This window comes from Shewanella sp. AS1 (assembly GCF_021412565.1).
Lineage (GTDB): Bacteria > Pseudomonadota > Gammaproteobacteria > Enterobacterales > Shewanellaceae > Shewanella.
Window position 1 is genome coordinate 1 of record NZ_JAKCLJ010000004.1, and the last position, 26,766, is coordinate 26,766.

The 26,766-nt window shown below is 50.3% G+C and carries 25 protein-coding genes, 1 tRNA gene and 2 rRNA genes; 6 read left to right on the forward strand and 22 right to left on the reverse strand.

All coding sequences use genetic code 11. The annotated features are described in order from the left end of the window. Both LZP69_RS07355 and rrf read left to right on the forward strand, forming a co-directional pair. Positions 1-241: ribosomal RNA gene (locus LZP69_RS07355) — 23S ribosomal RNA — on the forward strand; the annotation flags it as partial. Positions 242-345: 104 nt separating this feature from the next. Then, positions 346-461 (forward strand): 5S ribosomal RNA (gene rrf, locus LZP69_RS07360). A 469-nt stretch (positions 462-930) separates the two neighbouring features. On the opposite strand, the gene LZP69_RS07365 is transcribed toward rrf, so the two are convergent. Genes LZP69_RS07365 through otsB form a run of 3 tightly spaced genes read right to left on the reverse strand, consistent with a single transcriptional unit; the run spans position 931 to position 4,875 of the window. Beyond that, a complete protein-coding gene (locus LZP69_RS07365; RefSeq protein WP_234199590.1) occupies positions 931-2,307 on the reverse strand; it encodes an alpha,alpha-trehalose-phosphate synthase (UDP-forming) in 1,377 nt (458 codons plus the stop codon). Continuing rightward, on the reverse strand, positions 2,304-4,100 hold the full coding sequence (locus LZP69_RS07370; RefSeq protein ID WP_234199591.1) for a glycoside hydrolase family 15 protein: 1,797 nt from the start codon (positions 4,098-4,100) through the stop codon (positions 2,304-2,306). The genes LZP69_RS07365 and LZP69_RS07370 overlap by 4 nt, the downstream gene beginning before the upstream one ends. After that, positions 4,063-4,875: a trehalose-phosphatase gene (gene otsB / locus LZP69_RS07375; protein ID WP_234199592.1), complete on the reverse strand. Its 813-nt coding sequence runs from the start codon at positions 4,873-4,875 to the stop codon at positions 4,063-4,065. Before otsB ends, LZP69_RS07370 begins: the two co-directional genes overlap by 38 nt. A gap of 232 nt (positions 4,876-5,107) precedes the next feature. Here otsB and LZP69_RS07380 point away from each other — a divergent pair. The 3 genes from LZP69_RS07380 (at position 5,108) to rimI (ending at position 6,144) form a co-directional block, all read left to right on the forward strand. After that, a tRNA-Trp gene (locus LZP69_RS07380) sits at positions 5,108-5,184 on the forward strand. A gap of 161 nt (positions 5,185-5,345) precedes the next feature. Continuing rightward, entirely contained in the window at positions 5,346-5,717 is a 372-nt protein-coding gene (locus tag LZP69_RS07385; RefSeq protein WP_234199593.1) for a DNA polymerase III subunit psi, read from the forward strand. Then, complete coding sequence (gene rimI / locus LZP69_RS07390; RefSeq protein ID WP_234199595.1) at positions 5,707-6,144, forward strand: ribosomal protein S18-alanine N-acetyltransferase; 438 nt, start codon at positions 5,707-5,709, stop codon at positions 6,142-6,144. The genes LZP69_RS07385 and rimI overlap by 11 nt, the downstream gene beginning before the upstream one ends. Before the next feature lie 102 nt (positions 6,145-6,246). Here rimI and lipA read toward each other — a convergent pair whose 3' ends face one another. The 14 genes from lipA to leuS all read right to left on the reverse strand — a co-directional run bounded on the left by lipA (position 6,247) and on the right by leuS (position 20,394). Further along, positions 6,247-7,212, reverse strand: coding sequence for a lipoyl synthase (gene lipA / locus LZP69_RS07395; RefSeq protein WP_234199597.1), 966 nt, complete (start codon positions 7,210-7,212; stop codon positions 6,247-6,249). Between the two features lies 1 nt (position 7,213). Then, positions 7,214-7,864 (reverse strand): lipoyl(octanoyl) transferase LipB, encoded by a 651-nt coding sequence (lipB, locus tag LZP69_RS07400; RefSeq protein ID WP_234199598.1) that lies wholly within the window; start codon positions 7,862-7,864, stop codon positions 7,214-7,216. 95 nt (positions 7,865-7,959) lie between these two features. Further along, positions 7,960-8,226 (reverse strand): DUF493 family protein YbeD, encoded by a 267-nt coding sequence (ybeD, locus tag LZP69_RS07405; RefSeq protein WP_234199599.1) that lies wholly within the window; start codon positions 8,224-8,226, stop codon positions 7,960-7,962. 143 nt (positions 8,227-8,369) lie between these two features. Continuing rightward, complete coding sequence (locus LZP69_RS07410; RefSeq protein ID WP_234199600.1) at positions 8,370-9,542, reverse strand: serine hydrolase; 1,173 nt, start codon at positions 9,540-9,542, stop codon at positions 8,370-8,372. 125 nt (positions 9,543-9,667) lie between these two features. After that, on the reverse strand, positions 9,668-10,441 hold the full coding sequence (locus LZP69_RS07415; protein ID WP_234199601.1) for a septal ring lytic transglycosylase RlpA family protein: 774 nt from the start codon (positions 10,439-10,441) through the stop codon (positions 9,668-9,670). 4 nt (positions 10,442-10,445) lie between these two features. Beyond that, positions 10,446-11,408 (reverse strand): lytic murein transglycosylase B, encoded by a 963-nt coding sequence (mltB, locus tag LZP69_RS07420; protein ID WP_234199890.1) that lies wholly within the window; start codon positions 11,406-11,408, stop codon positions 10,446-10,448. Positions 11,409-11,464: 56 nt separating this feature from the next. Beyond that, entirely contained in the window at positions 11,465-12,571 is a 1,107-nt protein-coding gene (gene rodA / locus LZP69_RS07425) for a rod shape-determining protein RodA (RefSeq protein WP_234199602.1), read from the reverse strand. Continuing rightward, complete coding sequence (gene mrdA, locus LZP69_RS07430; RefSeq protein ID WP_234199603.1) at positions 12,568-14,439, reverse strand: penicillin-binding protein 2; 1,872 nt, start codon at positions 14,437-14,439, stop codon at positions 12,568-12,570. Before mrdA ends, rodA begins: the two co-directional genes overlap by 4 nt. A 75-nt stretch (positions 14,440-14,514) precedes the next feature. Further along, complete coding sequence (gene rlmH / locus LZP69_RS07435) at positions 14,515-14,985, reverse strand: 23S rRNA (pseudouridine(1915)-N(3))-methyltransferase RlmH (protein WP_234199604.1); 471 nt, start codon at positions 14,983-14,985, stop codon at positions 14,515-14,517. A gap of 13 nt (positions 14,986-14,998) precedes the next feature. Beyond that, a complete protein-coding gene (rsfS, locus tag LZP69_RS07440) occupies positions 14,999-15,328 on the reverse strand; it encodes a ribosome silencing factor (RefSeq protein ID WP_234199605.1) in 330 nt (109 codons plus the stop codon). Between the two features lie 109 nt (positions 15,329-15,437). Continuing rightward, a complete protein-coding gene (nadD, locus tag LZP69_RS07445; RefSeq protein WP_234199892.1) occupies positions 15,438-16,091 on the reverse strand; it encodes a nicotinate-nucleotide adenylyltransferase in 654 nt (217 codons plus the stop codon). Positions 16,092-16,173: 82 nt separating this feature from the next. Beyond that, entirely contained in the window at positions 16,174-17,205 is a 1,032-nt protein-coding gene (holA, locus tag LZP69_RS07450; protein ID WP_234199606.1) for a DNA polymerase III subunit delta, read from the reverse strand. Then, positions 17,205-17,699 carry an LPS-assembly lipoprotein LptE gene (locus tag LZP69_RS07455; RefSeq protein ID WP_234199607.1) on the reverse strand — a complete coding sequence of 165 codons (495 nt, stop codon included), beginning with the start codon at positions 17,697-17,699 and terminating at the stop codon, positions 17,205-17,207. Before LZP69_RS07455 ends, holA begins: the two co-directional genes overlap by 1 nt. Positions 17,700-17,814: 115 nt before the next feature. Then, positions 17,815-20,394 carry a leucine--tRNA ligase gene (gene leuS, locus LZP69_RS07460; protein ID WP_234199608.1) on the reverse strand — a complete coding sequence of 860 codons (2,580 nt, stop codon included), beginning with the start codon at positions 20,392-20,394 and terminating at the stop codon, positions 17,815-17,817. Positions 20,395-20,516: 122 nt separating this feature from the next. Here leuS and LZP69_RS07465 point away from each other — a divergent pair, with 122 nt between their 5' ends. Further along, positions 20,517-21,017: a zinc ribbon-containing protein gene (locus LZP69_RS07465; RefSeq protein ID WP_234199609.1), complete on the forward strand. Its 501-nt coding sequence runs from the start codon at positions 20,517-20,519 to the stop codon at positions 21,015-21,017. A gap of 45 nt (positions 21,018-21,062) precedes the next feature. On the opposite strand, the gene lnt is transcribed toward LZP69_RS07465, so the two are convergent. The 5 genes from lnt to miaB all read right to left on the reverse strand — a co-directional run bounded on the left by lnt (position 21,063) and on the right by miaB (position 26,731). Further along, positions 21,063-22,667 carry an apolipoprotein N-acyltransferase gene (gene lnt, locus LZP69_RS07470; protein ID WP_234199610.1) on the reverse strand — a complete coding sequence of 535 codons (1,605 nt, stop codon included), beginning with the start codon at positions 22,665-22,667 and terminating at the stop codon, positions 21,063-21,065. A gap of 23 nt (positions 22,668-22,690) precedes the next feature. Then, positions 22,691-23,566, reverse strand: a complete 876-nt coding sequence (gene corC, locus LZP69_RS07475; protein ID WP_234199611.1) for a CNNM family magnesium/cobalt transport protein CorC — start codon at positions 23,564-23,566, stop codon at positions 22,691-22,693. A gap of 26 nt (positions 23,567-23,592) precedes the next feature. After that, entirely contained in the window at positions 23,593-24,057 is a 465-nt protein-coding gene (gene ybeY / locus LZP69_RS07480; protein WP_442800672.1) for an rRNA maturation RNase YbeY, read from the reverse strand. Between the two features lies 1 nt (position 24,058). After that, positions 24,059-25,102 (reverse strand): PhoH family protein, encoded by a 1,044-nt coding sequence (locus LZP69_RS07485; RefSeq protein WP_234199613.1) that lies wholly within the window; start codon positions 25,100-25,102, stop codon positions 24,059-24,061. A gap of 204 nt (positions 25,103-25,306) precedes the next feature. Next, entirely contained in the window at positions 25,307-26,731 is a 1,425-nt protein-coding gene (gene miaB / locus LZP69_RS07490) for a tRNA (N6-isopentenyl adenosine(37)-C2)-methylthiotransferase MiaB (RefSeq protein WP_234199614.1), read from the reverse strand. Between the last annotated feature and the right edge of the window lie 35 nt (positions 26,732-26,766).

Below are 26,766 nucleotides of genomic sequence, written 5' to 3' on the forward strand. Positions count from 1 at the left end.
GACCGGAGTGGACGAACCGCTGGTGTTCGGGTTGTGATGCCAATCGCATTGCCCGGTAGCTACGTTCGGAATCGATAACCGCTGAAAGCATCTAAGCGGGAAGCGAGCCCTAAGATGAGTCATCCCTTGGACTTTAAGTCCACTGAAGAGCCGTCCGAGACTAGGACGTTGATAGGCAGGGTGTGTAAGCGTTGTGAGGCGTTGAGCTAACCTGTACTAATGACTCGTGAGGCTTAACCATACAACCCTAATGGGTTTCTAATGGTAAAACTTGAACAGAAGAATACCGACACTTGATTTTAGTGTGACTCAATAAAGAACAGCTTTCTGAATTTAACAATTTTGTCTGGAAACCATAGCATTGTGGCCCCACCTGATCCCATCCCGAACTCAGAAGTGAAACGCAATCGCGCCGATGGTAGTGTGGGGTCTCCCCATGTGAGAGTAGGTCATTTCCAGGCGCCTAATAAAGCAAAGAGCCCTAGCCTAAAACGCTAGGGCTCTTTGCTTTATACGCTCCGCGAAAGTGCTACTTCACATGCAGCCCACAGCCACTTCGTGGGTGGCCCCTCAGCTTGCAGCACAGCTGCTGCGCGCTTCAAAGCCCTTGAATGCGTTGCATCCATAGCAGAGCTTCTTCGCCCCCATGTGCCCCCTTCGGGGATAATAAAGAGTAGGGGGAAGGGGTTGCGCTTATCAAGCGAAGCTTGATGCTGCTTCTGAACGCGGAGAGCTTGCTCGAAGCTGGCCATGACAGACGCCACTTTGGTTTTCACTTTTGCTCTTTATAAGAGAAGTAGTGAAGACAAAATAATCTCGAAAGAGTAGTGAAGAAGCCACCCGAATGAGGTGGATTTTTTGCGTTTTGTGGCAGAGAGTTTAAAGAGTTTAATTGCTTGGAGCACCTTATTGACTCAAATGGCCAAATCTCTATGAAGTGATTGACTTGAGATCACTTAAGAAACTGCTTTGCCATGCATAGATATCTTGTTTGGTTAACACTGCCATCATCTGTTTCCAGCGGTCGACCCTCTCATCTAATGGCATATTCAGTGCTTTTGCCAGTGCGCCTGAGATGGCGCCAATATCATAGGGGTTGATGATGACGGCGGCGTCAAGCTCATCTGCTGCGCCAGCAAGATGAGAAAGAACGAGTACACCAGGATCGTCAGGATTCTGGGCGGCAACATACTCTTTAGCAACCAGATTCATCCCATCTTTTAGCGGTGTTACCAGACCGACATCGGCGCGGGAGTGCATGGCGAGAACCGTGCTGCGGTGAAAGCCTCGGTTGATATAACGTAGGGGCATCCAGTCAAAGTCCGCGTAGGTTCCCAGGATATGACCTGCTTCTCTGTCGATACGTTCGGCCAGGTCGCCATAGGCTTGCAGGTCGCCTCTTGAGGTGGGGGATATTTGCAGATAGACAAGATTACGAATAAATTCTGGATAGTGGCGTAGCAGGCCTTCATAGCCTTGAAAGCGTTGTACTAGTCCCTTTGAGTAATCGAGCCTGTCTACTCCAATAATCAATTTTCGTTTTCTCAGGCTCTTGTTGAGCCGTTTAAATGCTTGTGTTTTTTCACCGCTTTTTACAATCTCAGGGATAGCCTGCGTCTCTATGCTGATGGGATAGACTCTGGCGGTGCAGTGACGATCGCCAAAGCGGAGTTGATCTTTATCCAGCGTTTCGCCACCGAGTCCGAGCAGGACACTCATACGAAACCCGGTAAGATCGCCGATTGTCTGAAACCCCACTAAATCGTAATGCAACAGGGCTTTAAGCAGCCTTTTGTAGTCGGGAATGGTGCGTAGCAGATCCAAGGAAGGAAAAGGCGTATGTAAAAAGAAGCCGATAGGATTTCTCACCCCCGCATCACGAAGGATTTGCGCTAATGGCAGCAGGTGGTAGTCGTGGATCCAGATGGTGTCACTGGGCTGCAGCAGTTTAAGTAGTTCGGTGGCAAACTTTTTATTAACGTGAATATAGCCACTTAATTCGGTATCGCTATAGCGCATTAATTCGGGACGTTGATGAAAGAGTGGCCAGAGCACGCCGTTGGCGAAACCTTTATAATATTGATTGTATTCACTTTGGCGTAAATCGACTGTGATATAGTCGATTTTGCCCAAAGTCTCCTTTTGTGGCTCGCTTGCCTTATTAGTGATTTTGCCACTCCAGCCAAACCAGATGCCACCTGCTTGTTCCATTGCCGCCATAATTCCCACGGCCAAGCCGCCGGCAGCACCTTTATTGGTACCATCGCTTTTTGCGACTCTGTTGGATACCACGATAAGCCTACTCATAGCTCTTGTTCCCAGCATTTACTGAGATGACGGGCACTATTGATAATGCCAACCATAGAGTAAGTTTGTGGGAAGTTACCCCATAATTCGCCTGTAATGGGGTTCAGATCTTCAGACATTAAACCTAAGTGGTTACGCTTTGAGAGGAGATCTTCAAAAAGGACTCTGGCTTCATCCTTACGCCCAGAGGCGGCCAAGGCATCAATGTACCAAAATGAGCAGATGGTAAAGGCGTTTTCCGGGATGCCGAAGTCATCTTCTATGATGTAGCGGAATAAATACTTACTACCTTGTGGCATAAGCTGGTTTTCGATTTCAGCTATGGTGCCGATAAATCGAGGTGCTGTACCATCAACAAAACCAAGCTCACAGGCTAACAGTAGGCTGGCGTCCATGGTGTTGCCTCCCCAGGTTGCTGTGTAGGCATTAAGGGATGGATTGAAGCCATGCTCGTCGATAGCCTCACGTATCTTGTTTGCTATCCCTTGCCAATAGCTGTGACGCTCGGCAAGTTCCAGACGCTTGGCGATTTTGGCAAGGCGATCGGCCGCGGCCCAACACATCATACTGGAAAAGGTATGCACATTTTTCGAGCCCCTGAGCTCCCAGAGTCCTGCATCGGGCTGGTTATAGTAACTGGCGGCTTTCTCGCCTATGGTTTCAAGTAGTTCAAATAGTGGTTTGCCGCCTGGGTGACGAATACGTTCATCGAAGAACATCTGAGTTGCCGATAGTACAATAGCGCCATAGACGTCGTGCTGGATCTGCTCAGCCGCCTGATTTCCCATTCTCACCGGCCCCATGCCGCGATAACCAGGCAATTGAGTCACTATGCGCTCCGTCATCTGTTTAGTGCCATTGATGCAAAACACGGGTTGCAAATATTCATCATCCATTTCGGCAACTATGTTAACCAGATAATGCAGGTATTGCTCCATGGTGCGTGTGGCGCCGAGGCGATTAAGGGCATGGACGGTAAAATAGCTATCCCTCAGCCAGCAGAAGCGATAATCCCAGTTGCGCTCAGTATCCGGTGCTTCCGGGATTGAGGTAGTCATAGCGGCAATGATGGCGCCTGTATCTTCAAAGGCACTGAGTTTTAAGGTGATGGCGGCGCGGATGACGGCATCTTGCCATTCAAAGGGGATAGCGAGGTAGCGTGACCATTCAAGCCAGTAAGATTCGGTGGCGCTGTAGAAGCGATCGCTCAATTGCTTTATCGATTCATTAATCGATTCATTGTCACCCAAAAGCAGGTAGTGCTCGGAGTCTAAGATAAACCAGGTTTCATCTAAGATGGCGCTCACAGAAAGATCTGTGGTTAATCTCAGCGAGAACTTATCGCTGACATAACTGATATGATGACTCCCCTGGATCTTATCGAAGGTTTTAGCCCCATCGCTATGGGCTGGGCGGGCAAGCACTTTGATTTTTGGGCGACCAGAAGGAGTGAGTTTTCTGTGTAAGCTTATTGGGCGAAAGGTGCGATCAAATTGATTGAATCTGGGAATAAAGTCGGTGACTGTGACACTGTTGCCTTGGGTATCATAGAGGGTAGTGATGAGTATGGCGGTATTTTTTAGGTAGTGTTGCTCGCTGTGGCTGAAGTTATCCAGCTCAATAGTGTAGGTGCCTGTGAGGGACCGCGTCTCACCATCTTTTAGCAGAGAACAGAAGATGGGATCGCCATCGAATCGAGGAAAGCAGCACCATACCACTTCGGCTTTTTTATCTATGAGTGCGCCAATAGCGCAGTTACCTATGAGTGCCAGTTCCAGGTTGCGTTGTGTCATCTAATCGCTCCTCGCTATTCTCTAACTGCTTTATTGTCATAGTTAAAAATGCAAGAACCTCGCCAGTGTTTGAAAAACGTTCAACTGCGCAGCTGACTCCTTCACCCACTTTTATCGATATCCCCTTATGTGCATTTACCCAGGCGAAACCATCTTCATCTGTTGTGTCATCGCCGATAAACAGAGGTTTACGGCCGTAAAAAGGGGGCTGACTCATAAAGCGGGCGATAGCTACCCCTTTATCTGTGCCGGCAAGCAGTATTTCTCGAACGCAATTTCCCCGAATGATGCGGATATCCTTGCGTTGCGGGAGTTTAAGTGTGTTATCGATAAAGCTGTCCAGGCTTTGTTGCTGCTCGGGGGCGGTTCGATAATGAAGCGCGAGGGCATTGCCTTTATCTTCGATAAGTAGCCCTTTGGCTTTGCCATATTCCGCTAACAAGGCTTTGATATTAATGAACTCGCTGCCGGGTAAAGAAACTGACTGACGGGCACCATTTCGATATCGCCACTGGGCGCCATGACTACCTGCCATATTGATATCAGCATCCACTAAGGCCATTAAGGAGTCGAGTGTCCGTCCCGAAATAAGTGCAAACGCCCCATTAAGGTGCAAATGGAGTGATTCCAGTAGCAGGTTTATTTGGTTGGAAACGATGACAGCTTCGGGAGTGTCGGCAAAGTCCACTAAGGTGCCATCGAAGTCTACAAAAAGGGCGATATCTGTTGGATTGAAAGATTGATTGGATAGGAATGTCTGTTTGGGTGCGTACATACGAGTCAGCGTTATCCCTCAATAAATGTATTTGCCTCTATGACTATAGCAAGCATAATCGAGATATGAAAATATCACTCTCGTGGGCCTCTGGTTATCGCCCTTGGGAGCATAGAGCCAGAGGAGTGCCCATGAGTTATCATATTTGGATGAAAATACTCCAATTGATCTCTCTGAGGACAAAAAGTCCTTTACCTTTGGGAGGCGTTTTAGCATAATGCCCGACGTCAACAGGGGTGTAGTTCCAATTGGTAGAACAGCGGTCTCCAAAACCGATGGTTGCGGGTTCGAGTCCTGCCACCCCTGCCAAATTCCAGAAGGCCTAGCAGAAATGCTAGGCCTTTGTTTTTTATTCGAACCTTTTCTGCTATTCAACTTAAATTTCCCCTGTTTCCTGCCCATTGGTATGAGCATTTAATGACACCTAAGCCAGCAAGCGTTATCCTACTATGAGTTTGATAGGGGGCGATGTGAATAGAAACGCATATTTAGATGCCATGGGGATCACGCGCTGGCGTGAGCGCAGTGAGGCTGTAGACCCTTGTTATATTCTGGTCGATAAAGGTGTCAGAATTGAGGTTGAGCATCCGATTGTGAAGTCGGTGTTGGCTCTGCTGAACATCAATGCTGAGCAGGTGAAAGTGAGCACAGTGTTACCTAAGTCTGCCGGGAAATCGTCGGCCATTATGTGGGATCTTCGGTGCTTAAAGCACCCTAAAGTGGAGTGTATCCTCAGCTCGCCACCTTTATCTGAGCTTGAGCAAACTGTGCAGGCAAAGAAACAGTTATGGCAATCTATCCATAGCTGGGACGGTTATCTGGGTATTGGCGATGCAACTTAAACTCTTGAGTATCGATGAGGCGGCGCAGATCCATCAGATAGCACAGTTGTGTCATCAATTCCCCATGTCTTTTACTAACATAGAGTCCTGCTTTGGTCGCTTCTATAAGGTGTTCGGTTATTATCAAGATGATGCCTTAGTCGGTTTTGCCGTACTGCATCGGGTATTTGAAGATGCGACCTTAATGGATATCTGTGTGCATCCTGAGCATCAAGGCCGAGGCATAGCTCAGCAATTGATCAAGGTTTTGGTCGATACGGCTGCCACAGAGGGCGCAGAGCGGATCATGCTTGAAGTGCGGGTATCCAGTCAGCGAGCCATTGCCCTGTATCGCTATTTTGGCTTCGAGCAAGTCGGGCTCCGCAAAGATTATTATCCTCTAATTGATGGCAAGGAAGATGCCCTGCTGATGGAGCGTCATCTTTAGTTTTCGACTTGTTTTTACTGGAGCTAAATAATAAAAATCCGCTACACAGATAGCGGATTTTTATTTTCGTATTGGTGGACAAGGGGCTGCCTAAGCGGTTGTTTATTTGACCTCTTTCCCCTGAGCCTGCAGATCGGCATGGTAACTTGAACGTACCATAGGGCCACACGCTGCATGGGTAAAACCAATCTCTTCGGCAAACTCTTTTAGCTGATCAAATTCTGCTGGCGGCACATAACGTTCGACCGGCAGGTGGAATTTCGATGGCTGTAGATATTGGCCTAAGGTGAGCATCTCGACGTTATGGGCACGAAGATCAACCAGTACCTGGGCGATTTCTTCGTTTGTTTCGCCAAGACCCATCATCAAGCCTGATTTAGTCGGGATGTGTGGGTGACGCTCTTTAAACTTCTTCAGTAGATCCAGCGACCATTGATAGTTCGCCCCTGGACGTGCCTTACGATAATGCTTAGGCGCCGTCTCCAGGTTGTGGTTGAACACATCGGGCGGCTCGGTGGCTAAGATATCCAGCGCCGCATCGATTCGACCACGGAAATCGGGCACAAGTATCTCTATTTTTATCTCAGGGTTGAGTTTACGGATCTCGCGAATACAATCGGCAAAATGCTGGGCGCCGCCATCTCTGAGATCGTCACGGTCAACCGAAGTGATCACCACATATTTGAGCTTCATGTCGCGGATAGTTTGCGCCAGTTTGACTGGCTCTTCGCTATCGGGTTTGAGCGGACGACCATGGGCCACATCGCAAAACGGACAACGCCTAGTACAAATCGCCCCTAAAATCATAAAGGTGGCTGTGCCATGGTTGAAACATTCGGCCAGGTTAGGGCAGGAGGCTTCTTCGCACACAGAGTGTAAACCGTTCTTACGCAGTGCTTGCTTGATGTCGAGAATGCGCTGATTTGAAGAGGGCAGTTTGACCCTGAGCCAATCGGGCTTGCGCAACATGGTCTCGCGCTCGGAAGGCATAATCTTTACTGGAATGCGTGACACCTTATCTGCGTCGCGTAGTTTTACGCCAGGTTGTAGTCTTTCAGGCCTGTTCATATTAGTTTGCTAACCCTTGATGATGTTCTAACGCTTGATAGCCTAAGGTCTGGCTAAAGGTTTGAATCAGTTTTTCACCGGCTTCAAGCACCGTTTGGGGTCCATTTAACGGTTTGCATTGAGCCATCTCTAAACCTGCATAACCACAAGGGTTGATGCGCTGGAAAGGGGACATATCCATATCGACGTTCAGAGCCAGTCCATGGAAGGAGCAGCCCTTGCGAATTCTGAGTCCTAAAGAGGCGATTTTACGTTCATTGACATAGACACCCGGCGCGTCGGCCTTGGCATAAGCCTCGATATCGTACATGGCCAGCATATTGACTATGCTCTGCTCAATATCGGTTACCAGCTGGCGCACGCCTATCTTAAGCCGTTTAATGTCCAGCAGAGGATAGACAACCAGTTGTCCCGGGCCGTGGTAAGTTACCTGGCCGCCTCTGTCGACTTGGATCACTGGGATATCGCCCGGGTTAAGAATATGCTCGCTCTTGCCTGCTTGCCCTTGGGTGAATACTGGCGGATGTTCCACAACCCATAATTCATCCTGGCTAGTTTCATCTCGGTTGTCTGTATAGGCCTGCATCGCATGCCACACTGACTCGTAATCCTGTTGTCCAAGATGACGAATATGTAAAACCTTATCCTTCAAGGGCAACCTCTCCCCTCACTATTTTGTGAGCCTATTATACGCTTGAAATTGGCAAATGTAAGGCAGATCACACTTCATCTGCCTAGATGCAGGGCTTAAAGTACCCGCTTAACCCCTTCGATGGCGGCCAGTTCGATATAGAGCTGCTCTATCTGCTCTTTACTGTTGACCGTGACGCGAATAGTCACAGAGTGGTATGTGCCTTTGCTTGATGCTTTGGATGAGGGTACGTAGTCGCCGGGTACATGGCGCTGCACGACACTGACCACATCATCGGCCAGATTATCGCGCGCATCGCCGACAACCTTAAATGGGAATGATGCGGGGAACTCCATGAGTTCGTGGAAATTGGTATCTAACATTGGCTAACTCTCTTGCCGAAAACAATAGTCTCTAAATGGGGGAGATTATAGCGAATTCAAGCCACAGATGGGAAAACAATCACGATGAAAAGGGCATAAAATATAAAGGCCACTGAATGTGGCCTTTATCAAATGGGGGCTATTTACTTAAACCAGCTTGCAAACAGTTGCTTAAAGTAATCCATCAGCTTATTGAACCAGCTGCCTTCCTGTACATCCTGCAATGTCACAAGCGGGAATTGGGCAATATCTTTGCCATCTAATTGGAAATAAACGCGACCAACCACTTGGCCTTTGGCGAGCGGCGCAGTCAGTTCCTGATTGAGCTCGAAGTTTGCCTGCAGATTTTTAGTCTCACCTCGGGTAATAGTGATAGGTGTATCTGTCATCACGCCAAGATCGATTGCATCGGTATCGCCGTACCAGATTTTCTGGGTAACAAACTTATCGCCAGCTTTGTAAGGCGTCACTGTCTCGAAGAAACGAAAACCATAGGTGAGCAGTTTTTTACTCTCGGCTTTACGGGCTGATTCGCTTCCTGTACCCATGACCACTGAGATAAGGCGCATGCCATCTTTAGTCGCAGAGGAAACCAGGTTGTAACCCGCTCCCGAAGTATGACCGGTTTTGATGCCGTCAACATCCATGCTCTTATCCCACAACAGGCCATTACGGTTGTATTGTTTGATGCCGTTATAGGTGAAAGATTTCTCGGAATAGATATGGTATTCGTCAGGTACATCGCGAATTAAGGCGGCGCCCAGCAGTGCCATATCATAGGCTGTGGATTTGTGGCTTTGAGAGTCAAGACCGTGTGAGTTTTCGAAATAGCTGTCTTTCATTCCCAGCTGTGTTGCCCAGGAGTTCATCATATCGACGAAAGCATCTTCGGTGCCGGCAATGTGCTCTGCCATAGCCACACAGGCATCGTTGCCAGATTGAATTATGATGCCGCGGTTCAGATCGTCCACCGATACCTGCTTACCCACTTCGATAAACATCTTGGAGGAATCGGGGAAGTTTTTCGACCAGGCATTCTTGCTGATGGTGACCATGTCGCTGGACTTGATATTGCCCAACTTGATCTCTTGACCTATCACATAGCTGGTCATCATCTTGGTCAAACTTGCAGGGTTGAGGCTTTCATAAGCGTTCTCCTCTGCGATGATTTGACCCGAGTTATAATCCATCAAAATGAAGGCTTTAGCTGCGACCTTAGGGGCGTCTGGCGTTATTATCGGTGCGGCACTCACGACTGTGCTGGAGAGAGAAGCGAGAAAGAGGAGTGATTTGGCACATTTATTCATTAATTTCATATTACAAAGACACGTCTTTTAGTTGAATGCGAAAAGAAAAAGATACTGGCATCGAGTATAACATTAGTCGACCCTGGATTTCAGTGAAGGTTCATTAATCTTATTGAAAACTCACCGGTATGGCCTTATTCGGTCACTTGATAGCTGTTTGGATACCCGTTTTGTTGTAGCTCAGTTTGCAGCTGATTGGCAAGTTGTTGCTGGCCAAAGGGGCCTAACTGCAGCTTGTATATGTTACCCGCTTGCAGGACTCGGGTCTTAACCTGATATTGCCCCGCCAGCTTCTCAGCCAGTTGGTCGATACTCGCTTTATTGGAAAGCGCCACCACCTGAACGAAATACACCTGAGTCTGTTTCAGCTGGGCAAGGGCGAGTGATTCCGGGCTTTCGATATAGATAACTTCAATCTCGACGTTAGCGGTGCCGGTTTTCAACATGCCTAACTTATGGGCGGCGGCGTAGGAGAGATCGATAATGCGATTATCATGAAAAGGGCCGCGATCGTTAACGCGTACGATCACCGAGCTATTGTTTGCGACATTGGTGACTTTAACATAGCTAGGCAGAGGTAGGGTCTTATGGGCCGCCGACATAGAGTACATATCGTAGGTTTCACCGTTTGATGTGAGATGACCATGGAATTTGGCGCCATACCAGGAGGCGACTCCGCTCTGTTTAAAACCTTTGCCCGATGGCATCACCTGATAGGTTTTACCCAGCACAGTGTAACTCTTAGGATTACCGCCACGGCTGTAGGGTTCATATTTGGGGTGAGCATCTTCCACTTTAGTGACATCGGGGGCATTTTTCGGCCCTGTGTCATTGCTCATCTTGTAACGATTACCGGAACTGCAGGCGGCCAGCAGCAGTGAGAGACAGAGAATAATCAGCTTAGCCATGAGGTTAACCTTTCCCATAAGCATCTTTTAATTGCTGACTAAATTGATAAACCGCCATGGCGTATAATGGGCTGCGATTATAGCGGGTGATCACATAGAAATTATTCAAGCCCAGCCAATAGTCTGTCTGCTCAGCCTGAATTAATTCGACGATCAAGCCGGGCTGGCTGATATCCAGATCCCTGTTTTGGGCTAATGCTAACTCAGGAGAGAGAATATCGGCCACAGTGTAATTGGGTTTGCCACTCTTCCAGACACTCAGGTTATCGGGCAGCTGATGGGCTGTGAGTGGTAGCGCCACGTCTTCACCACGCTGCCAGCCATGCTGATGAAAATAGTTGGCCACACTGCCTATGGCATCGACAGGACTGCCAATCAGATCCCGTTTGCCATCATGATCAAAATCCACCGCAAAATGACGATAACTGGAGGGGATAAATTGACCATATCCCATGGCGCCGGCGTAGGAGCCATTAAGCTGAGTGATATCCAGCCTTTCCTCAGCGACTAGCTGCTGTAGGTTGGCCAGCTCCTTGCGAAAGAAATCGGCACGGGGCGTGTAGTGAAAGCCGAGTGTATAGAGGGCGTCGATGGCCGGATAAGTGCCCATGTAGCCGCCATAAAAGGTTTCAATACCGATAATGGCGACTATGATTTGTGGATCGACCTGATATTGATTGGCCGCACGTGTGATGGTGTCACTGTGGCTATGCCAAAACTCCAGCCCTTTGGCTAAACGCTGCTCGGTCAGGAAAATGGGATAGTACTTGTGCCAAGGTTTGGCTTCCCAGGGGGTGGTAATGGCATCGATCACCTTTTGATTATAGTGAGCCTGCCCCAGGAACTTATCCACCGACTCCTGACTGAAGCCGGCTGCGAGTTGTGTGCTAACAAACTCCTGCCTGAGTGAACTGATATCGCCCTCTTGTGGGATAACACCTTCCTGAGCCTGAGAGAAAGTTGCAATTGATGCAAATAATAGGGTGCTGCAAAGGCGTGTTATTGGTTTCAATCCTGACTCCCTTATCTGTCGATAAAACGTCTGTGAGTGTGAATACTCATTAAAATACCAAAACCTATCATCAGCGTCAGCATAGAGGTACCCCCATAACTGATCAGCGGCAGCGGTACGCCCACCACGGGCAAGATCCCCGATACCATGCCTATATTGACGAAGATGTAGACGAAAAAGGTTAAAGTAATACTGCCCGCGAGTAAACGGGCAAAGCTGGTTTGAGCCCTGGCAGCGATAACCAGACCACGGCCAATTATGTACAGGTAGAGGGCGAGCAGGAGTAAACTGCCGATCAGACCAAACTCTTCGCCTATCACGGCAAAGATAAAGTCTGTGTGGCGCTCGGGCAAAAACTCCAGTTGGGATTGTGTGCCATCGAGCCAGCCTTTGCCCCACATGCCGCCGGAACCGATAGCAATTTTCGACTGAATAATATGGTAACCCGCGCCGAGGGGATCTTTTTCAGGGTCCAGCAGGGTTAACACCCGGGTGCGTTGATAGTCATGCATCAAAAAGTACCAGAGTACAGGCAGCAGAGCCAGTACTGCGCCGATAAAGCTACCGACAATCACCCAGCTCATTCCCGAGAGAAACAGCACGAAGATCCCCGAGGCCGCAACTAGAATCGAGGTCCCCAGATCCGGTTGCTTGGCGATAAGTAGTGTGGGGATCAGTAGGATCACACCCGCACCCGCTAGATAGCGTTTCTTGGGCGGCAGGGGGAATTTACTGATATACCAGGCCATGGTAATAGGGAAGGCCAGTTTCATCAGCTCCGAAGGCTGAAACTCCATGAAGCCCAAGTTTAACCAGCGCTGGGCGCCTTTGTTGATCTCACCAAAGAAGTGAACGCCGAGCAGCAGAATAATCCCCGCTATATAGATGGGAAACGCCCAGCGGCGCAGCACTTCGGGATTGATCTGTGCGACAAACAGCATGATCCCCAGCGAGAGTGCCATGCGGATTAACTGACGCTCCATCAGTGCCATATCTTCGCCGCCGGCTGAATAGATCACAAACAGGCCAAAGCCCATCAGGGTTAGCAGGCCGATAAGCAGGGGAAGATCCAAGTGCATCCGCTGCCAGATATTGGGCCTGTGATTAGGTGTACTCATGATTTGGGCTCCGCCGTATCACCGGGTGGGTTATCACGCAATATGTATTCATCCAGCATAGCGCGGGCCACAGGGCCGGCATTCACACCGCCCCAACCGGCATTCTCCAGTACCACGGCGAGCACGATTTTTGGGTTTTCATAAGGCGCATAGGCCACGATTAGGGCGTTATCTCTCAGATGCTCCTCAATGGTATCGGCATCATATTTTTCATCTTCTGCGACACTGAACACCTGGGCCGTTCCGGTTTTCATGGCGGCGTTATAACCCGCATCGACGAAACGGGATTTATGAGCCGTGTCTTTCATGGCGAGATTAATGACGTCCCAGTTTTTGGGATTGTTGAGCACCACTGGCGGCATCTTGTCGGCGGGAGTATCGACCATGCGGGTGTCATCTTTAATCGATTTGAGCAGATGGGGAACAAACCGCTCGCCCTTATTGGCAAGTATGGTAACCGAGTTGGCTAACTGTAGTGGCGTAGTCGTCCAGTAGCCCTGACCGATCCCGACCGAGATGGTGTCGCCTATGTACCAGGGCTGGTTGTAACGGATCCGCTTCCAGTCTCGAGAGGGCATGATCCCAGCCGACTCTTCATTGATATCTATGCCGGTGAGTTCACCAAATCCAAATTGAGTCATAAAATTGCTGAGTTTGTCGATACCGGTTTTATAGGCGAGATCATAAAAATAGGTGTCGCAGGAGTGGATGAGGGCGTCGGCAACATCGACCCAACCATGGCCCCAACGCTTCCAGTCGCGATATTTACGTTCGACATTTGGGATCTGCCAGAAGCCGGGATCCCAGACACGGGTCTTTGGTGTCACTACGTTATCATCTAACCCCAGCAGTGCTATGTGGGGCTTGACCGTGGATGCCGGTGCGTACTGTCCCTGGGTTGCCCGGTTGATCAAGGGGCGCGAGCGTGAATTGAGCAGCTCGCTGTAGGCTTTAGAGCTGATGCCGTGAACGAACTGGTTAGGATCGTAACTTGGGCTGGAGACCATAGCCAGCACGCCGCCATCGCGAGGATCTATGGCCACAATCGAGCCGCGGCGACTGTCCAGCAGCTCCATCGCCTTCTGTTGCAGTTTGAGATCTATGGTGAGATAGATATCCTGGCCGGGTTTGGGGGCAATGGATTTGAGGGTGCGAATGGTGCGCCCGCGGTTATTGACCTCCTCTTCGAGGTGGCCTGGCTGACCGTGTAGCAGGCTCTCATAATACTTCTCGATCCCTTGCTTGCCTATGTCATGGGTGGCGGCGTAATTATGCCACTGGCCGTTGGCCTGCAGCGCGGCCTGATCGCGGTTATTAATCCGGCCCACATAGCCGAGCACATGGGTGAGTAGGCTGCCGTAGGGATAGTAACGTTTCAGCCCCGCCTGGATGGAAAATCCTGGAAATTCATGCTGGTTGACACTAAAGAGCGCGACCTCTTTTTCTGTCAGGCGGTTTTTGATAGTCAGTGGTTTAAAGCGTCGGTGGAATTTCAGTGATTCTATTAGGTTCTCTCGCTCTTCGGCCGAGATGGGGATAATTTTGCTGACTCTGTCCAGCGCGTCCGCAATATCACTGGCTTTCTCAGGAATCAATTCCAGGGCGTAAAAGGGCTGGTTTTCCGCGAGTAAAACGCCATGGCGGTCGTAGATCAGGCCGCGGCTGGGCGCCACAGGTACAACACGAATACGGTTGTCGTTGGAGCGGGTTTCATAATCCTTAAAGGAGAGGATCTGCAGCTGATACAGATTACTGAAGAGTACAGTTAACAGCACCACCACACAGGCGAAAGTGAAGATGGCTCGTCGTTTAAACAGGGCGGCCTCGGCCGCGTGGTCATGCATTGCCATCCGTTTACGTGGCGCCAATTATACTCTCTCCAGTGATAAGTGGGTGCTTGGTATCATAGCCTGCCTTCAGTGGGGTTATGGCCTACAGAGAGCTTACTCTCTATGATATGGATGGTTATTGTTAATGCTCCAGGCGCGGTAGAGGCTCTCTGCCACCATGACTCTCACCAAAGGGTGAGGCATAGTCAGGGCAGACAGACACCAGCTTTGGGCCGCCGCTTGTTTACAGGCGGGCGCCAATCCTTCTGGACCACCGATTAATAAACTGACATCGCGTCCATCATGTTGCCAGCGACTGAGCTGATTTGCCAGCTCTGGGGTTGTCCAGTTTTTACCGGGAAGATCCAGACTGACAATATGGTTGCCCTTGGGGATCGCTGCGAGCATCAACTCGCCCTCTTTGTGGAGGATGCGGGCGATGTCGGCATTTTTGCCCCGTTTACCCGCCGGGATCTCGGTCAGCTCCAGCGCCATATCCCTGGGGAAACGTCGCTGATACTCTTCAAATCCGGTTGTGACCCAGCCCGGCATGCGGGTGCCGACGGCAACTAGCTGTAACTTCATTAGGCTAGATGACTTATTCGGGTCTTTCTGACCAGAGTTTTTCTAGCTGGTAGAAATCACGGGTCTGATCTTGCATCACATGCAAAATCACATCGCCAAGATCCACCAAAACCCATTCGCTGCTGTCACGGCCTTCGACGCCATAGATGTGCAGCTCGGCGCGCTTAGCTTCAACCACCACATTTTCGGCGATGGCTTTCACATGGGTTTTTGATGTGCCCGAGCAGACCACCATATAATCCGTGATATTGGACTGGTTGGTGACTTCGAGTACGACTATATCTCTGGCTTTTAAATCTTCAACTTTGTCGATGACAAACTGTTTTAGCTCGGCGCTTTGCACGCGGGTTTCCTCATTCATTTTTAACAACGGGGCAGTATAACAGGTTATAGGGGCAAAGTAAGCGCCTGTGGTGGCGCCTGTCTGGGATTTTAGGCGCCGCAGCGGCTTTTTAACCGAGATAGAGTCTGTGCCGCTTGATATAGTCCCACACATCGGCTGGAAGTGCCTTGGCCAATTGCGCTTGGTTGGTGACTTCATCTGACTCGGTCAGCAGCGCACGCAGTGCAGTCGATGAGTAGGGCTGCTCGGCTATCTCAACCTGAAAGATGGCGCCGTGTAATGCGTTGGGATCATCGAGCAGCGCCGGCTCGCCTCTGTGTTTCTCAAGCAGCTGCATCATCTGTGGATGGTCGGTCAGTGTCCAGCCTGGGCGGCGGCAGACCACAATATGGCACAGCTCGAGCAGCCGCTGCCACTGATACCAGCTTGGTAGCTTGATAAAGGAATCCATTCCCATGATAAACAAGAGTTGATCTTTGGGATGACGTTCGCGCAGGGTTTGCAGCGTGACGACTGAATAGGAGGGGCTTTCGCGGTTGATTTCGATATCGCAGACAGAGAAGGGCGGGTATTGCTCGCACACTAATTGCGCCATCGCCAGGCGGTGGGCGCTGTTGCTGTTAGGCTGCGCCTTATGGGGGGGAATATGGTTGGGCATCAGCCAGAGTTGGTCGAGAGTGAGCGCCTGCTGCACCGCCAGAGCGGGTCTGATATGACCGAAATGTATGGGGTCGAATGTACCGCCTAGGATACCTATTCGCATGGCCGTATTTCGCTCTTTATTAATAGTCATATACCGATCTTCATCATAGCCGTAAGCCGCTTTGCATAAGAGTACGCCAGACTTAATCTAACGCGATATGGCTAAGGGTTTTATGAGCCGAACTGTCATAGAGCAGGCAGAGATGGCTCAGGGCTGTCCAATCCTCTATGCCTTGTTGCTTGAGTCTCAGCTCGATCTTACCGGCAAATGCCAGCATGGCTTCTATCTGCGCCAGACTCAGGCGGGATAAGGCCGCCTGATAGTAGCCTTTGCGTTTATCCCAAATCCGCAGTTTGCTCCACAGTGCACTCAGGTTCTCTCCCTGTTCCTGCGCCTGTTTCAGGGTGAACAGGGTACTGAGTTCTTTAAACTGCCCCCAGAGCAGGATAGGCACGGCAACGCCTTCGGCCTGAAGCTGCGCCAGAATATGCTGCGCTTTATCCTGCTGATTGCTGAGCAGGGCGTCATCGATCTGGAATACGCTAAAGCGGGATTGATCCTCGAAATATTGGCTCAGTTGCGCGCTGCTAATTTGTGCATTGGGACTGAGCAGCTGCAGTAGTTGCAGCGCCTGATCGGCAGCCAATAGATTGCCTTCGTAAAGACTAAATAGCAGCTGCTGCGCATCCTGAGTCAGATTAAGGCTGAAATGATGAATACGGCCCTGTAACCAGCGCTGAAACTGAGCCCCTTCGGGTGTGGTGCAGGGAATATAGATCCCCTGATCATCGAGCGCCTTAAACCATTTCGAGCGGGTTTGCTCGCTGGCCAGTTTAGGCCCAGTGATGATGAGTAGGTTATCGGGATTAGGCGATTGCATCAGGCTTTGCAGCTGGGCACTGCCGTCGCTGCCCGGTTTCCCCTGGGGGAGTTCCAGCTCTATGATGCGGCGACTGGCAAACAGGCTCATGGCATTATACTGCTCAAGCAGTTCGTTCCAGTTAAAACCTGTTTCCTGTACCAGCTGGATCTTCTCTTCAAATCCCGCCTGTTTGGCCTGGGCACAGATGGCGGCCTTACTGGTTTCGCATAACCAGGGATCATCCCCAAATACTAAATAGCAAGGCTTAAGTGGGCTTAAGTGTTTGCTGAGTTGATCCGGATATACCCGCATTAATTGGTCTCTATGGATGCCAGAATTTGGATTATCTGATCAGCCGCCTGAATCCGCATCTCTTTGACTAGCAGTTCCATCTCGCGGCTCTTAGCCAGCGCGGTACGTGGATCGTCAAGATAATCCCTGTGAATCCCGACTTCGAAGCGTTGGCCCTCACGCTCTGGCATCTGCACCGCGAAGGAGACCAGATAGTTAAGTTCATACTCGGCCACATTGCCTGTGGGGTAGAGCGACAAGGTTGTACGATTTAACGAGTCATTGATAATGTGCAGGACGGGCGTGGTGTCGGTTTGTTCGACCACACTGATGCTGTTAAGGCGCAGGCGATCGCGCACTAAACGGGTCAGTTCACTGTATTCATCCTGGCTGCTCAGGTGCAAGGTTTTGAGAGATTCCGGGATAGAGTAACTGCGTTGCAGCTTAAAGCCGCAGCCGCTGGTGGCGAGCAGAGTGAGGGTCAATAGTGCGAAACACAAGCGTTTGATAAACATAGCTTAGGTCATCTATTTCCTAATGTGTGAAGCGATAAGGCTGAATCATCGATTTTGTCTCTATGACTCAGCCATTCGCTTGAGTGTACTACCAATAATGGCTTATTTTAATGGCTTAGTTTGCCACGATATTCAGCAGTTTACCCGGTACATAAATCACTTTGCGTACCGTTTTACCTTCAGTGTGTTTTAGCACGCCCTCTTCGGCCATGCCGGCAGCTTCAACCGTCTCTTTATCGGCGTCGGCAGCCACAGTGATTTTGGCGCGCAGCTTTCCGTTAACCTGGACGATAATCAGCTTGCTGTCTTCCACCAAAGCAGACTCATCCACTTGCGGCCAGCGCGTCTCTTCAATCACCTGCTCAAAGCCTAAGGCTTGCCACAGGGTAAAGCAAGTGTGTGGAATAATTGGATAAAGCAGACGTACTACGGCAGATAAGGCTTCCTGCATCATGGCTCTGTCTTGCTCGCTCTCCAGCGGTGCTTTTTGCAGGCGGTTCATCAGTTCCATCACAGAGGCGATGGCGGTGTTGAACATCTGACGACGCTCGATATCATCTCCTACCTTGGCGATAGTCTTGTGCAGTTCGCGGCGCAGGGCTTTCTGGTCGCCATTCAGAGCGGCAATGTCTAAGGCGACAGTTGGGCCCTGCGAGATATGGTCGTGGGCCAGCTTCCACAGACGCTTAATAAAGCGGTGCGCGCCCTCGACGCTAGACTCTTGCCACTCGAGGGTTAGCTCTGGTGGTGAGGCAAACATCATAAATAGACGCACAGTATCGGCACCATACTTGTCCACCATTTCTTGCGGGTCGATGCCGTTGTTTTTCGACTTAGACATCTTGCTCATGCCGGTATAAACCAGCTCATGGCCTTTGCCATCTACCGCTTTTATGATACGGCCTTTGTCGTCTGTCTCTGTAACTTTGGCATCGTTGGGCGATACCCAGACACGGGCGCCTTTCTCATCTGTGTAGTAGAAGGCATCGGCCAGCACCATACCTTGGGTTAGCAGGCGTTTTGCCGGCTCATCACTGTTCACTAAGCCGATATCACGCAGCAGCTTGTGGAAGAAGCGGAAGTAGAGCAGGTGCATACAGGCGTGCTCGATACCGCCGATATACTGATCCACAGGCAGCCAGTAGTTGGCCTTGGCGGGATCCAGCATCTGATCGGCTTTCGGGCTACAGTAGCGGGCATAATACCAGGAGGACTCCATAAAGGTGTCGAAGGTATCGGTTTCTCTGAAAGCTTCCTGGCCGTTGACTTGGGTTTTGGCCCACTCTTTGTCGGCCTTGATGGGACTTTGGATACCATCCATCACCACATCTTCAGGCAGGATCACCGGCAGTTGATCTTCTGGTGTTGGCATCACAGTGCCATCGGCCAGCGTCACCATAGGGATAGGTGCGCCCCAGTAACGTTGACGTGAGACACCCCAGTCGCGCAGACGGTAGTTGACCTGACGCTTGCCTTTGCCTTGGCTGCTAAGTTTCGCATCGATGGCATCGAAGGCCGCTTGGAAATCTAAGTTATCGAATTCACCTGAGTTAAACAGCACGCCTTTCTCTGTGTAGGCTTCTTCGCTGATATTCAGCTCGCCATCAACAGGTTTAATCACCCCTTCGATAGACAGACCATATTTAGTGGCAAATTCGTAGTCACGTTGGTCGTGACCTGGAACCGACATCACCGCGCCTGTGCCATAGTTCATCAGGACGAAGTTAGCCGCCCACACAGGCACTAATCTGCCCGTTAAGGGGTGGATAGCTTTAAGGCCAGTATCGACCCCTTTCTTCTCCATCGCGGCCATGGCAGCTTCTGTGGTGTCGGCGTTTTTACACTCTTCGATAAAGGCCGCGAGTTCTGGATTATTGGCTGCGGCCTGTTCGGCTAATGGGTGAGCAGCGGCAATGGCGACATAGGTGACGCCCATGACGGTGTCTGGGCGTGTGGTGTAGATGTCGAAGCTCTGATCGGATCCTTCAACCTCAAAGGTCATCTCTATGCCTTCACTGCGGCCAATCCAGTTGCGCTGCATTGTCTTGACCTGCTCAGGCCATTCATCGAGCTGGTCGATATCGTTTAGCAGCTCTTCGGCGTAGTCGGTGATCTTGATAAACCACTGTGGGATCTCTTTTTGCACCACTGGGGTATCACAGCGCCAGCAGCAGCCGTCTTGTACTTGCTCGTTAGCCAGTACTGTCTCATCGTTTGGACACCAGTTCACCGATGCGGTTTTCTTGTAGACCAGACCTTTCTCATACAGCTTAGTGAAGAACCACTGCTCCCAACGATAGTACTCAGGGGTACAAGTGGCGATTTCACGGCTCCAGTCATAACCAAAACCCAGCATCTTGAGCTGGTTTTTCATGTAGTCGATATTTTCATAGGTCCAGGGCGCCGGCGCGGTTTTATTATTGATGGCGGCGTTTTCGGCGGGCAGGCCGAAAGAGTCCCAACCTATGGGTTGTAATACGTTTTTACCCTGCAGGCGCTGGTAACGAGAGACGACATCGCCTATGGTGTAGTTACGGACATGGCCCATATGCAGTCGACCCGACGGGTAAGGGAACATAGAGAGGCAGTAAAACTTCTCTTTGCTCTCATCTTCGGTGACTTCAAATGTTTTAGTGTCTTGCCAGTGCTGTTGCACCTTAGCTTCAATTTCTGAAGGTAGATATTGCTCTTGCATTGATGATTCCCGGCCATGCCGCTTATTATTTGACCTTGCGCAGTTTAGTCGCGCGAGTTAGATCTGCATAGAATAAACTAGAAGTGAGTCATTAAAAAGGTTCCCATGAAGGAGTATTGAACATGAGTGAAAGAAGCCATGCCTTACTGTCGCTTTACGAGACTCTGATAGCACAGGTAAAAGCCGATTTTTCTGAAGATAACTCTATGACTGTAAAAGAGTTATATAAACTTGTGACAGCAAGTAAAGAGTTCTTGGCTATCAAGAAACAGGCGAAGGATGATGAGCTTGCCTTAGTGGAACATTTTCTAAAACGTGAGATAGCCAATTACTTACAGGAACAAAATGCCGAAGAGTTGAGCCACAGCCCAACTGTGATCGCGGCAGAGAATACCTTGTGGCACTGGTTAAGTGAAATTACCGATCGCAGTCAGATAGAGTGGCACGAAGTGACTCAGGATCTGAAACATAATGGTTTTTATCAAAGTGGTGAGATAGTGGCTCAGGGAACCTTGATCTGCACCGCCTGTGGCCATCAGATGCGAATTGAATTCCCTGGGGTGATACCCGATTGCCCCGAATGTGAGTGTGAGCAGTTTACCCGCGAGGCGCTCGCGCCCTAACACTTATAACCCTAGGCATCTTCCTCAGATGCCTAGGGTTTTTCATTACTCTTCTACAGGACAGGTTTGTGCTGTTTGTGTTTTTGCACTGACTCTAAGCGCCGTTTTTCTGATAATCGCCAGTAGGGCGATGCTCATGCTGAGTAGCAGCACAGGCCATTGCCCCCATTTTAAAAACAGTGTTTCGCCTCGAACTAAGGGGATGCTGGCATGCAGCACGCCCGTCTCAAACTGCGGCAATTGCGCTGTTATCTGCCCCTGAGGATTGACTATAGCTGTGACGCCATTATTGGTGGCGCGCACTAAAGGTCGTCCCAGCTCGATGGCGCGCATCTGTGCAATCTCCATGTGCTGCAAGGGACCGTTCGATTGACCAAACCAGGCATCGTTGGAGACGGTCAGCAGCAGATCTGTCTCATCGCTGACATTGTCGCGCAGCTGTTCAGGAAAGGCGATTTCATAGCAGATGGCCGGCGCCAGTCTATACCCCTTAGCCTTTAAATTGGGCTGATAATAATCGCCCCGGGAAAAAGAGGACATAGGCAGATTAAAGACAGGGGCCAGGGGGCGTAGCAGATCTTCTAGTGGCACAAACTCCCCTATGGGCAGCAGGTGATGCTTGCGAAACTCATTGTGGCCATTGGCGCGATAATCCCCTTGCGCCTGCTTCGCCTCATTATGATTGCCAAGCACTATCAAGGAGTTGTAAAAATCGGCCTCTGGGCGGCTGATAATGCCTGTAACGATCGCGCTGTCGTTTAAATTTGCCACTTTATTGGCGTTGTCCAAGAAGGCTTCCACCATATATTCGGGGGCCGGGATCGCCGCCTCGGGCCAGATAAAAATATCGGTATCGTCAAATTTAGGGCGAGAGAGATCCATATATTTGAGCAAGGTTGGCCACAGGGCCTCAGGTTGCCATTTCATGCTCTGGGCAATATTGCCCTGCACTAGGGTGATTTTCACCTCTTTGCCTGTCTGAGCGACGGGTGAGTAGTGTTGGCTAAGGTAGGCCGTGAGCGGCAGCAAAATGAGGGCAAACAGCAGCGGAATTGCGCGATAAAAAACGGACTTTTTATCTAAGTATAACAGTGCGATAGCGGCAGATAACCAGGCCACCACAAAGCTTAACCCCAGTGCGCCAATCACACTGGCAAGAGGGCTTAAGGGGCTCAGGGTCTGGCTGTAGCCTGCCCATAGCCAGGGAAAACCGGTCAATACCCAGCTTCTTGCCCATTCGGTTAGCACCCAAATTGCCGGGAACAGCAGCAGGTATTTCAGTTTGCGTGACTTGGGGGATAACTTTGCCAGCAAAAGGCCTGCAAGGGCTGGGTAGAGCGCCAAATAGAGGGCTAGCAACGCCATCAAACCCAGGGAGGCGATAAGGGGGACACCACCAAAGGTGTCGATACTGACATGTATCCAGCTGATCCCCACACTAAAGCAACCAAAACCGAAGCTGAGCCAATGGTAGAAAGCCTGTTTAGGGGAGAGGGTATCACTCTGGATTAATACCAAAGCCATCGCCAGCGGGTAAATCGGCCAGAGTGCATAAGGGGCGAAGGCTAAAGCCGTGCTGGCACCCGCTAAATAAGCGAGTACCAGTCTAAGCTTGGAATGATGGGCGAGTGCCCTGAGTTGTAGCAGCATTACAGCCTCATCAAGGGAGTGAATTAAGCGCTTTCTTCTTCCGTTTCAGGATCGGGAAGTTTGACTCTTAGCTGGACTAAGCGACGGGTATCGGCACTGATCACTTTAAACTCGATACCATCGATCATGATTTTTTCGTTGCGTTCGGGCAGATGGCCAAAGGCGTGGGAGACCATGCCGCCAACCGTATCGAACTCTTCATCACTGAAGTTAGTGTTGAAGGTCTCGTTAAAATCTTCGATAGGGGTTAGGGCTTTGAGCATGTAGAGCTGCTTACCCACCTTGCGGATCTCTGTCTCTTCGGCCGAGTCGTGATCGAATTCATCTTCGATTTCACCGACTATCTCTTCGAGAATATCCTCAATGGTCACCAGGCCGGAAACGCCGCCGTACTCATCGACCACTATGGCCATATGGTAGCGTTGTGAGCGGAACTCTTTGAGTAGCACATCGACGCGCTTGCTCTCTGGCACCACAACGGCCGGGCGGATAACTTGCTCTAGGGAAAAGGGTTCGTCACTGTTTTTAAAGCCATATTGCAACAGATCTTTGGCGAGCAGTATGCCTTCGATATGGTCTTTATCTTCATTGACGACTGGGAATCTGGAGTGCGCCGAGCCGATAACCGTCGAGAGTAACTCTTCTACCGTGTTATCAATTTTTAGCGCCACAATTTGTGCCCGTGGGATCATGATGTCGCGCACGCGCAGATCGGAGACTTCTAAAACACCTTTTATCATCTCGCGAGTATCTTCGCTGATCACTTCTCTTTGTTCAGCATCGTGGATCACTTCCACTAATTCATCGCGACTCTGTGGTTCGCCCTGGAATAACTGACTTACTTTCTCAAACCAGCCCTTCTTATGGGCGTTGGTACTCGGTGGGATATCATCACTCATAGTATTTTCCTGACCAAAATGGTCAATTACTGCTCCTTATAAGGATTAGGAAAGCCAAGGCTTTCAATTAATTGAGTCTCTAAAGACTCCATCTCTTCTGCTTCACTGTCGATTATATGATCATAACCTAACAGATGGAGACAACCATGTACAACCATGTGCGCCCAGTGCGCTTCTAACGACTTGTGTTGCTCTGCCGCCTCGGCTTCGACCACGGCGACACAGATCACCAGATCGCCAAGCAAGGGTAGTTCAACCTCGGGGGGCGATTCGAAGGGAAATGATAGCACATTTGTCGGCTTGTCTTTGCCTCTGTATGTCAGGTTAAGGTGCTGACTTTCCGCTTCATCCACCAGGCGTATGGTTAATTCCGCCTCGCTCATGGTCTGCCCTAGCGCCAGTCTGACCCAGGACTCAAACTGCGTCTGAGTCGGCAATCTGTCGCTGTCGATGGCGATCTGCAGATCAAGATCTAACGCCAGTGGCTGCATTTCAGAGCTCATGTTGCCTAGCTCCCTGAATGTGGCGCTCGGCATCCCGACGGGCCTTCTCACTCGCCTGTTTTTGCTCGTGCTCTTCGTAGGCTTCGACAATACGCGCAACCACTGGATGGCGCACCACGTCTTTGGCCTGGAAGAAATTAAAGCTGACTTCGTCGACTTCACTCAGCACTTCGATGGCGTGCCTCAGTCCAGATTTCTGGTTTTTCGGCAGGTCTATCTGAGTGATATCACCTGTGATCACGGCGCGGGAGTTAAAGCCGATACGGGTCAGAAACATCTTCATCTGCTCGACAGTGGTGTTCTGGCTTTCGTCCAGAATGATAAAGGCATCGTTCAAGGTACGGCCACGCATATAGGCCAGTGGCGCCACTTCAATGACGCTGCGCTCAATCAGACGCTCGACTTTCTCGAAACCCATCATCTCAAACAGGGCATCGTAGAGTGGGCGCAGATAGGGATCGACCTTTTGACTCAGATCCCCTGGCAGAAAGCCCAGTTTCTCACCGGCTTCCACCGCAGGGCGGGTCAGCAGAATACGTCTGACTTCCTGACGTTCTAAGGCATCGACCGCCGCGGCCACGGCGAGATAAGTTTTCCCCGTTCCAGCAGGGCCAATACCGAAACTGATATCGTGGCGGATAATATTGGCCACATAGTCACTCTGGTTTGGGTTTCTGGGTTTGATTACACCGCGCTTAGTTTTGATATAGAGCTCTTTATCATCCCGCGGCGCCTCGGCCTCCAGGGCGATGGCTTCTTGGATAGCGATATGGACTTTATCAGGTTCCAGATCCGGTGTGCTGCCGCGAACCGGCTGGGTCTCGATATAGAGTTCTTTTAATAAATTATTGACGGTAAGACAGTTTCTTGCCTGGCCAACAATCTGAAAATGGTTGTTGCGGTAGCTGATCTCAACACCGATACGGCGTTCCAGCTGTTTGATATTGTCATCAAAAGGGCCGCAAAGGGATGCGAGTCGACGGGTATCAGAGGGTTCCAGATACAGGTTAAGGGTGGTTAATTTATTGGACAAAAATAACTCCGAAAAATGTTTGTCTTACCCATAAGTAGCCGCGAGGGCTGTTTTACACAGTTTACGAGCCATTGGGCTGAAATGCTAACCTTAAATTTCATCTTAACAGCGCGTTTATGCCATTGCCTCTGCAATAAAAAAGCGACTGCTACTCAGTCGCTTTAGAGGGATCATCTTAGCTCGTGGCCAAGTTAGGCGATCGTCTTAGGGGATATATTGAGCCACACCTAAATCATCGTCTTTCTTGTGCTTGGCTAGAATATCCGACGGACGCAGAGAGCGACGCAGATCCATCTCATCTTCGCCGCGGATAAAGGTGCCGCGCAGTGAGTTGGTATAAACATCGACAATCTCAACATCGACAAAGCTGCCGATATGTTTAGGGTCACCCTCGAAGTTAACCACACGGTTGTTTTCGGTGCGACCACGCAGCTCCATGGGGTTCTTAACCGAAGGGCCTTCCACCAGAATACGCTGCACTGTACCTAGCATCTGACGGCTGTAGCGCATCGCCTGTTGGGTGATCCTGTCCTGCAAAATCGCTAGACGCTCTTTCTTCTCATCGAGCGACACATCATCAGGCAGATCCGCCGCGGGCGTGCCGGGGCGGGCGCTATAAATAAAGCTGAAGCTGTGATCGAACTGCACCTCTTCAATCAGCTTCATGGTATCGGCAAAATCTTGTTTGGACTCGCCAGGGAAACCGATAATAAAGTCTGAGCTGATCTGAATATCGGGGCGCGCCTTACGTAGACGGCGGATGATCGACTTGTATTCGATCGCCATGTGGCCACGTTTCATCTGAGTCAAGATCAGATCTGAACCTGATTGTACCGGTAGGTGCAGGAAGCTCACCAGTTCAGGGGTGTCTTCATACACATCGATAATATCCTGAGTAAACTCAATCGGATGGCTGGTAGTAAAGCGAATACGGTCGATACCATCGATAGCCGCAACATAACGCAGCAGTTCGGCGAAGGTGCAGATGTCATCGTCATGGGTCGCGCCGCGATAGGCGTTCACATTCTGGCCTAATAGGTTGACTTCGCGAACCCCTTGCTCGGCAAGCTGGGCGATCTCTAAGATGACATCATCGACAGGTCGGCTGACCTCTTCACCCCGGGTATAAGGCACCACACAGAAAGAGCAGTATTTGCTACAACCTTCCATGATGGAGACGAAGGCACTTGGGCCTTCGGCGCGAGGCTCGGGCAGACGGTCAAACTTCTCGATTTCGGGAAAGCTGACGTCGATAACGGCCTTGCCACCTTGCTGGATCTGCTCGATCATCTCGGGTAAACGGTGCAAGGTCTGTGGGCCAAAAATCAGATCCACGCACTGAGCGCGTTCTTTAATGGCTTTACCTTCTTGGGAGGCCACGCAGCCGCCCACACCAATGATCAGATTGGGATTCTTATCTTTTAAGGTTTTCCAGCGACCTAGCTGGTGGAATACTTTCTCTTGTGCTTTTTCACGAATCGAGCAAGTGTTCAGCAGTAGTACATCTGCTTCTTCCGCTTCCTCGGTTAGGGTATAACCCTGATATTCGTCTAACAGATCGGCCATCTTTGATGAGTCATACTCATTCATCTGACAGCCCCAGGTTTTAATGTGGAGTTTCTTGCTCATCAGTTTGCGCCGTGGTTGTGATACCAATCTCATTG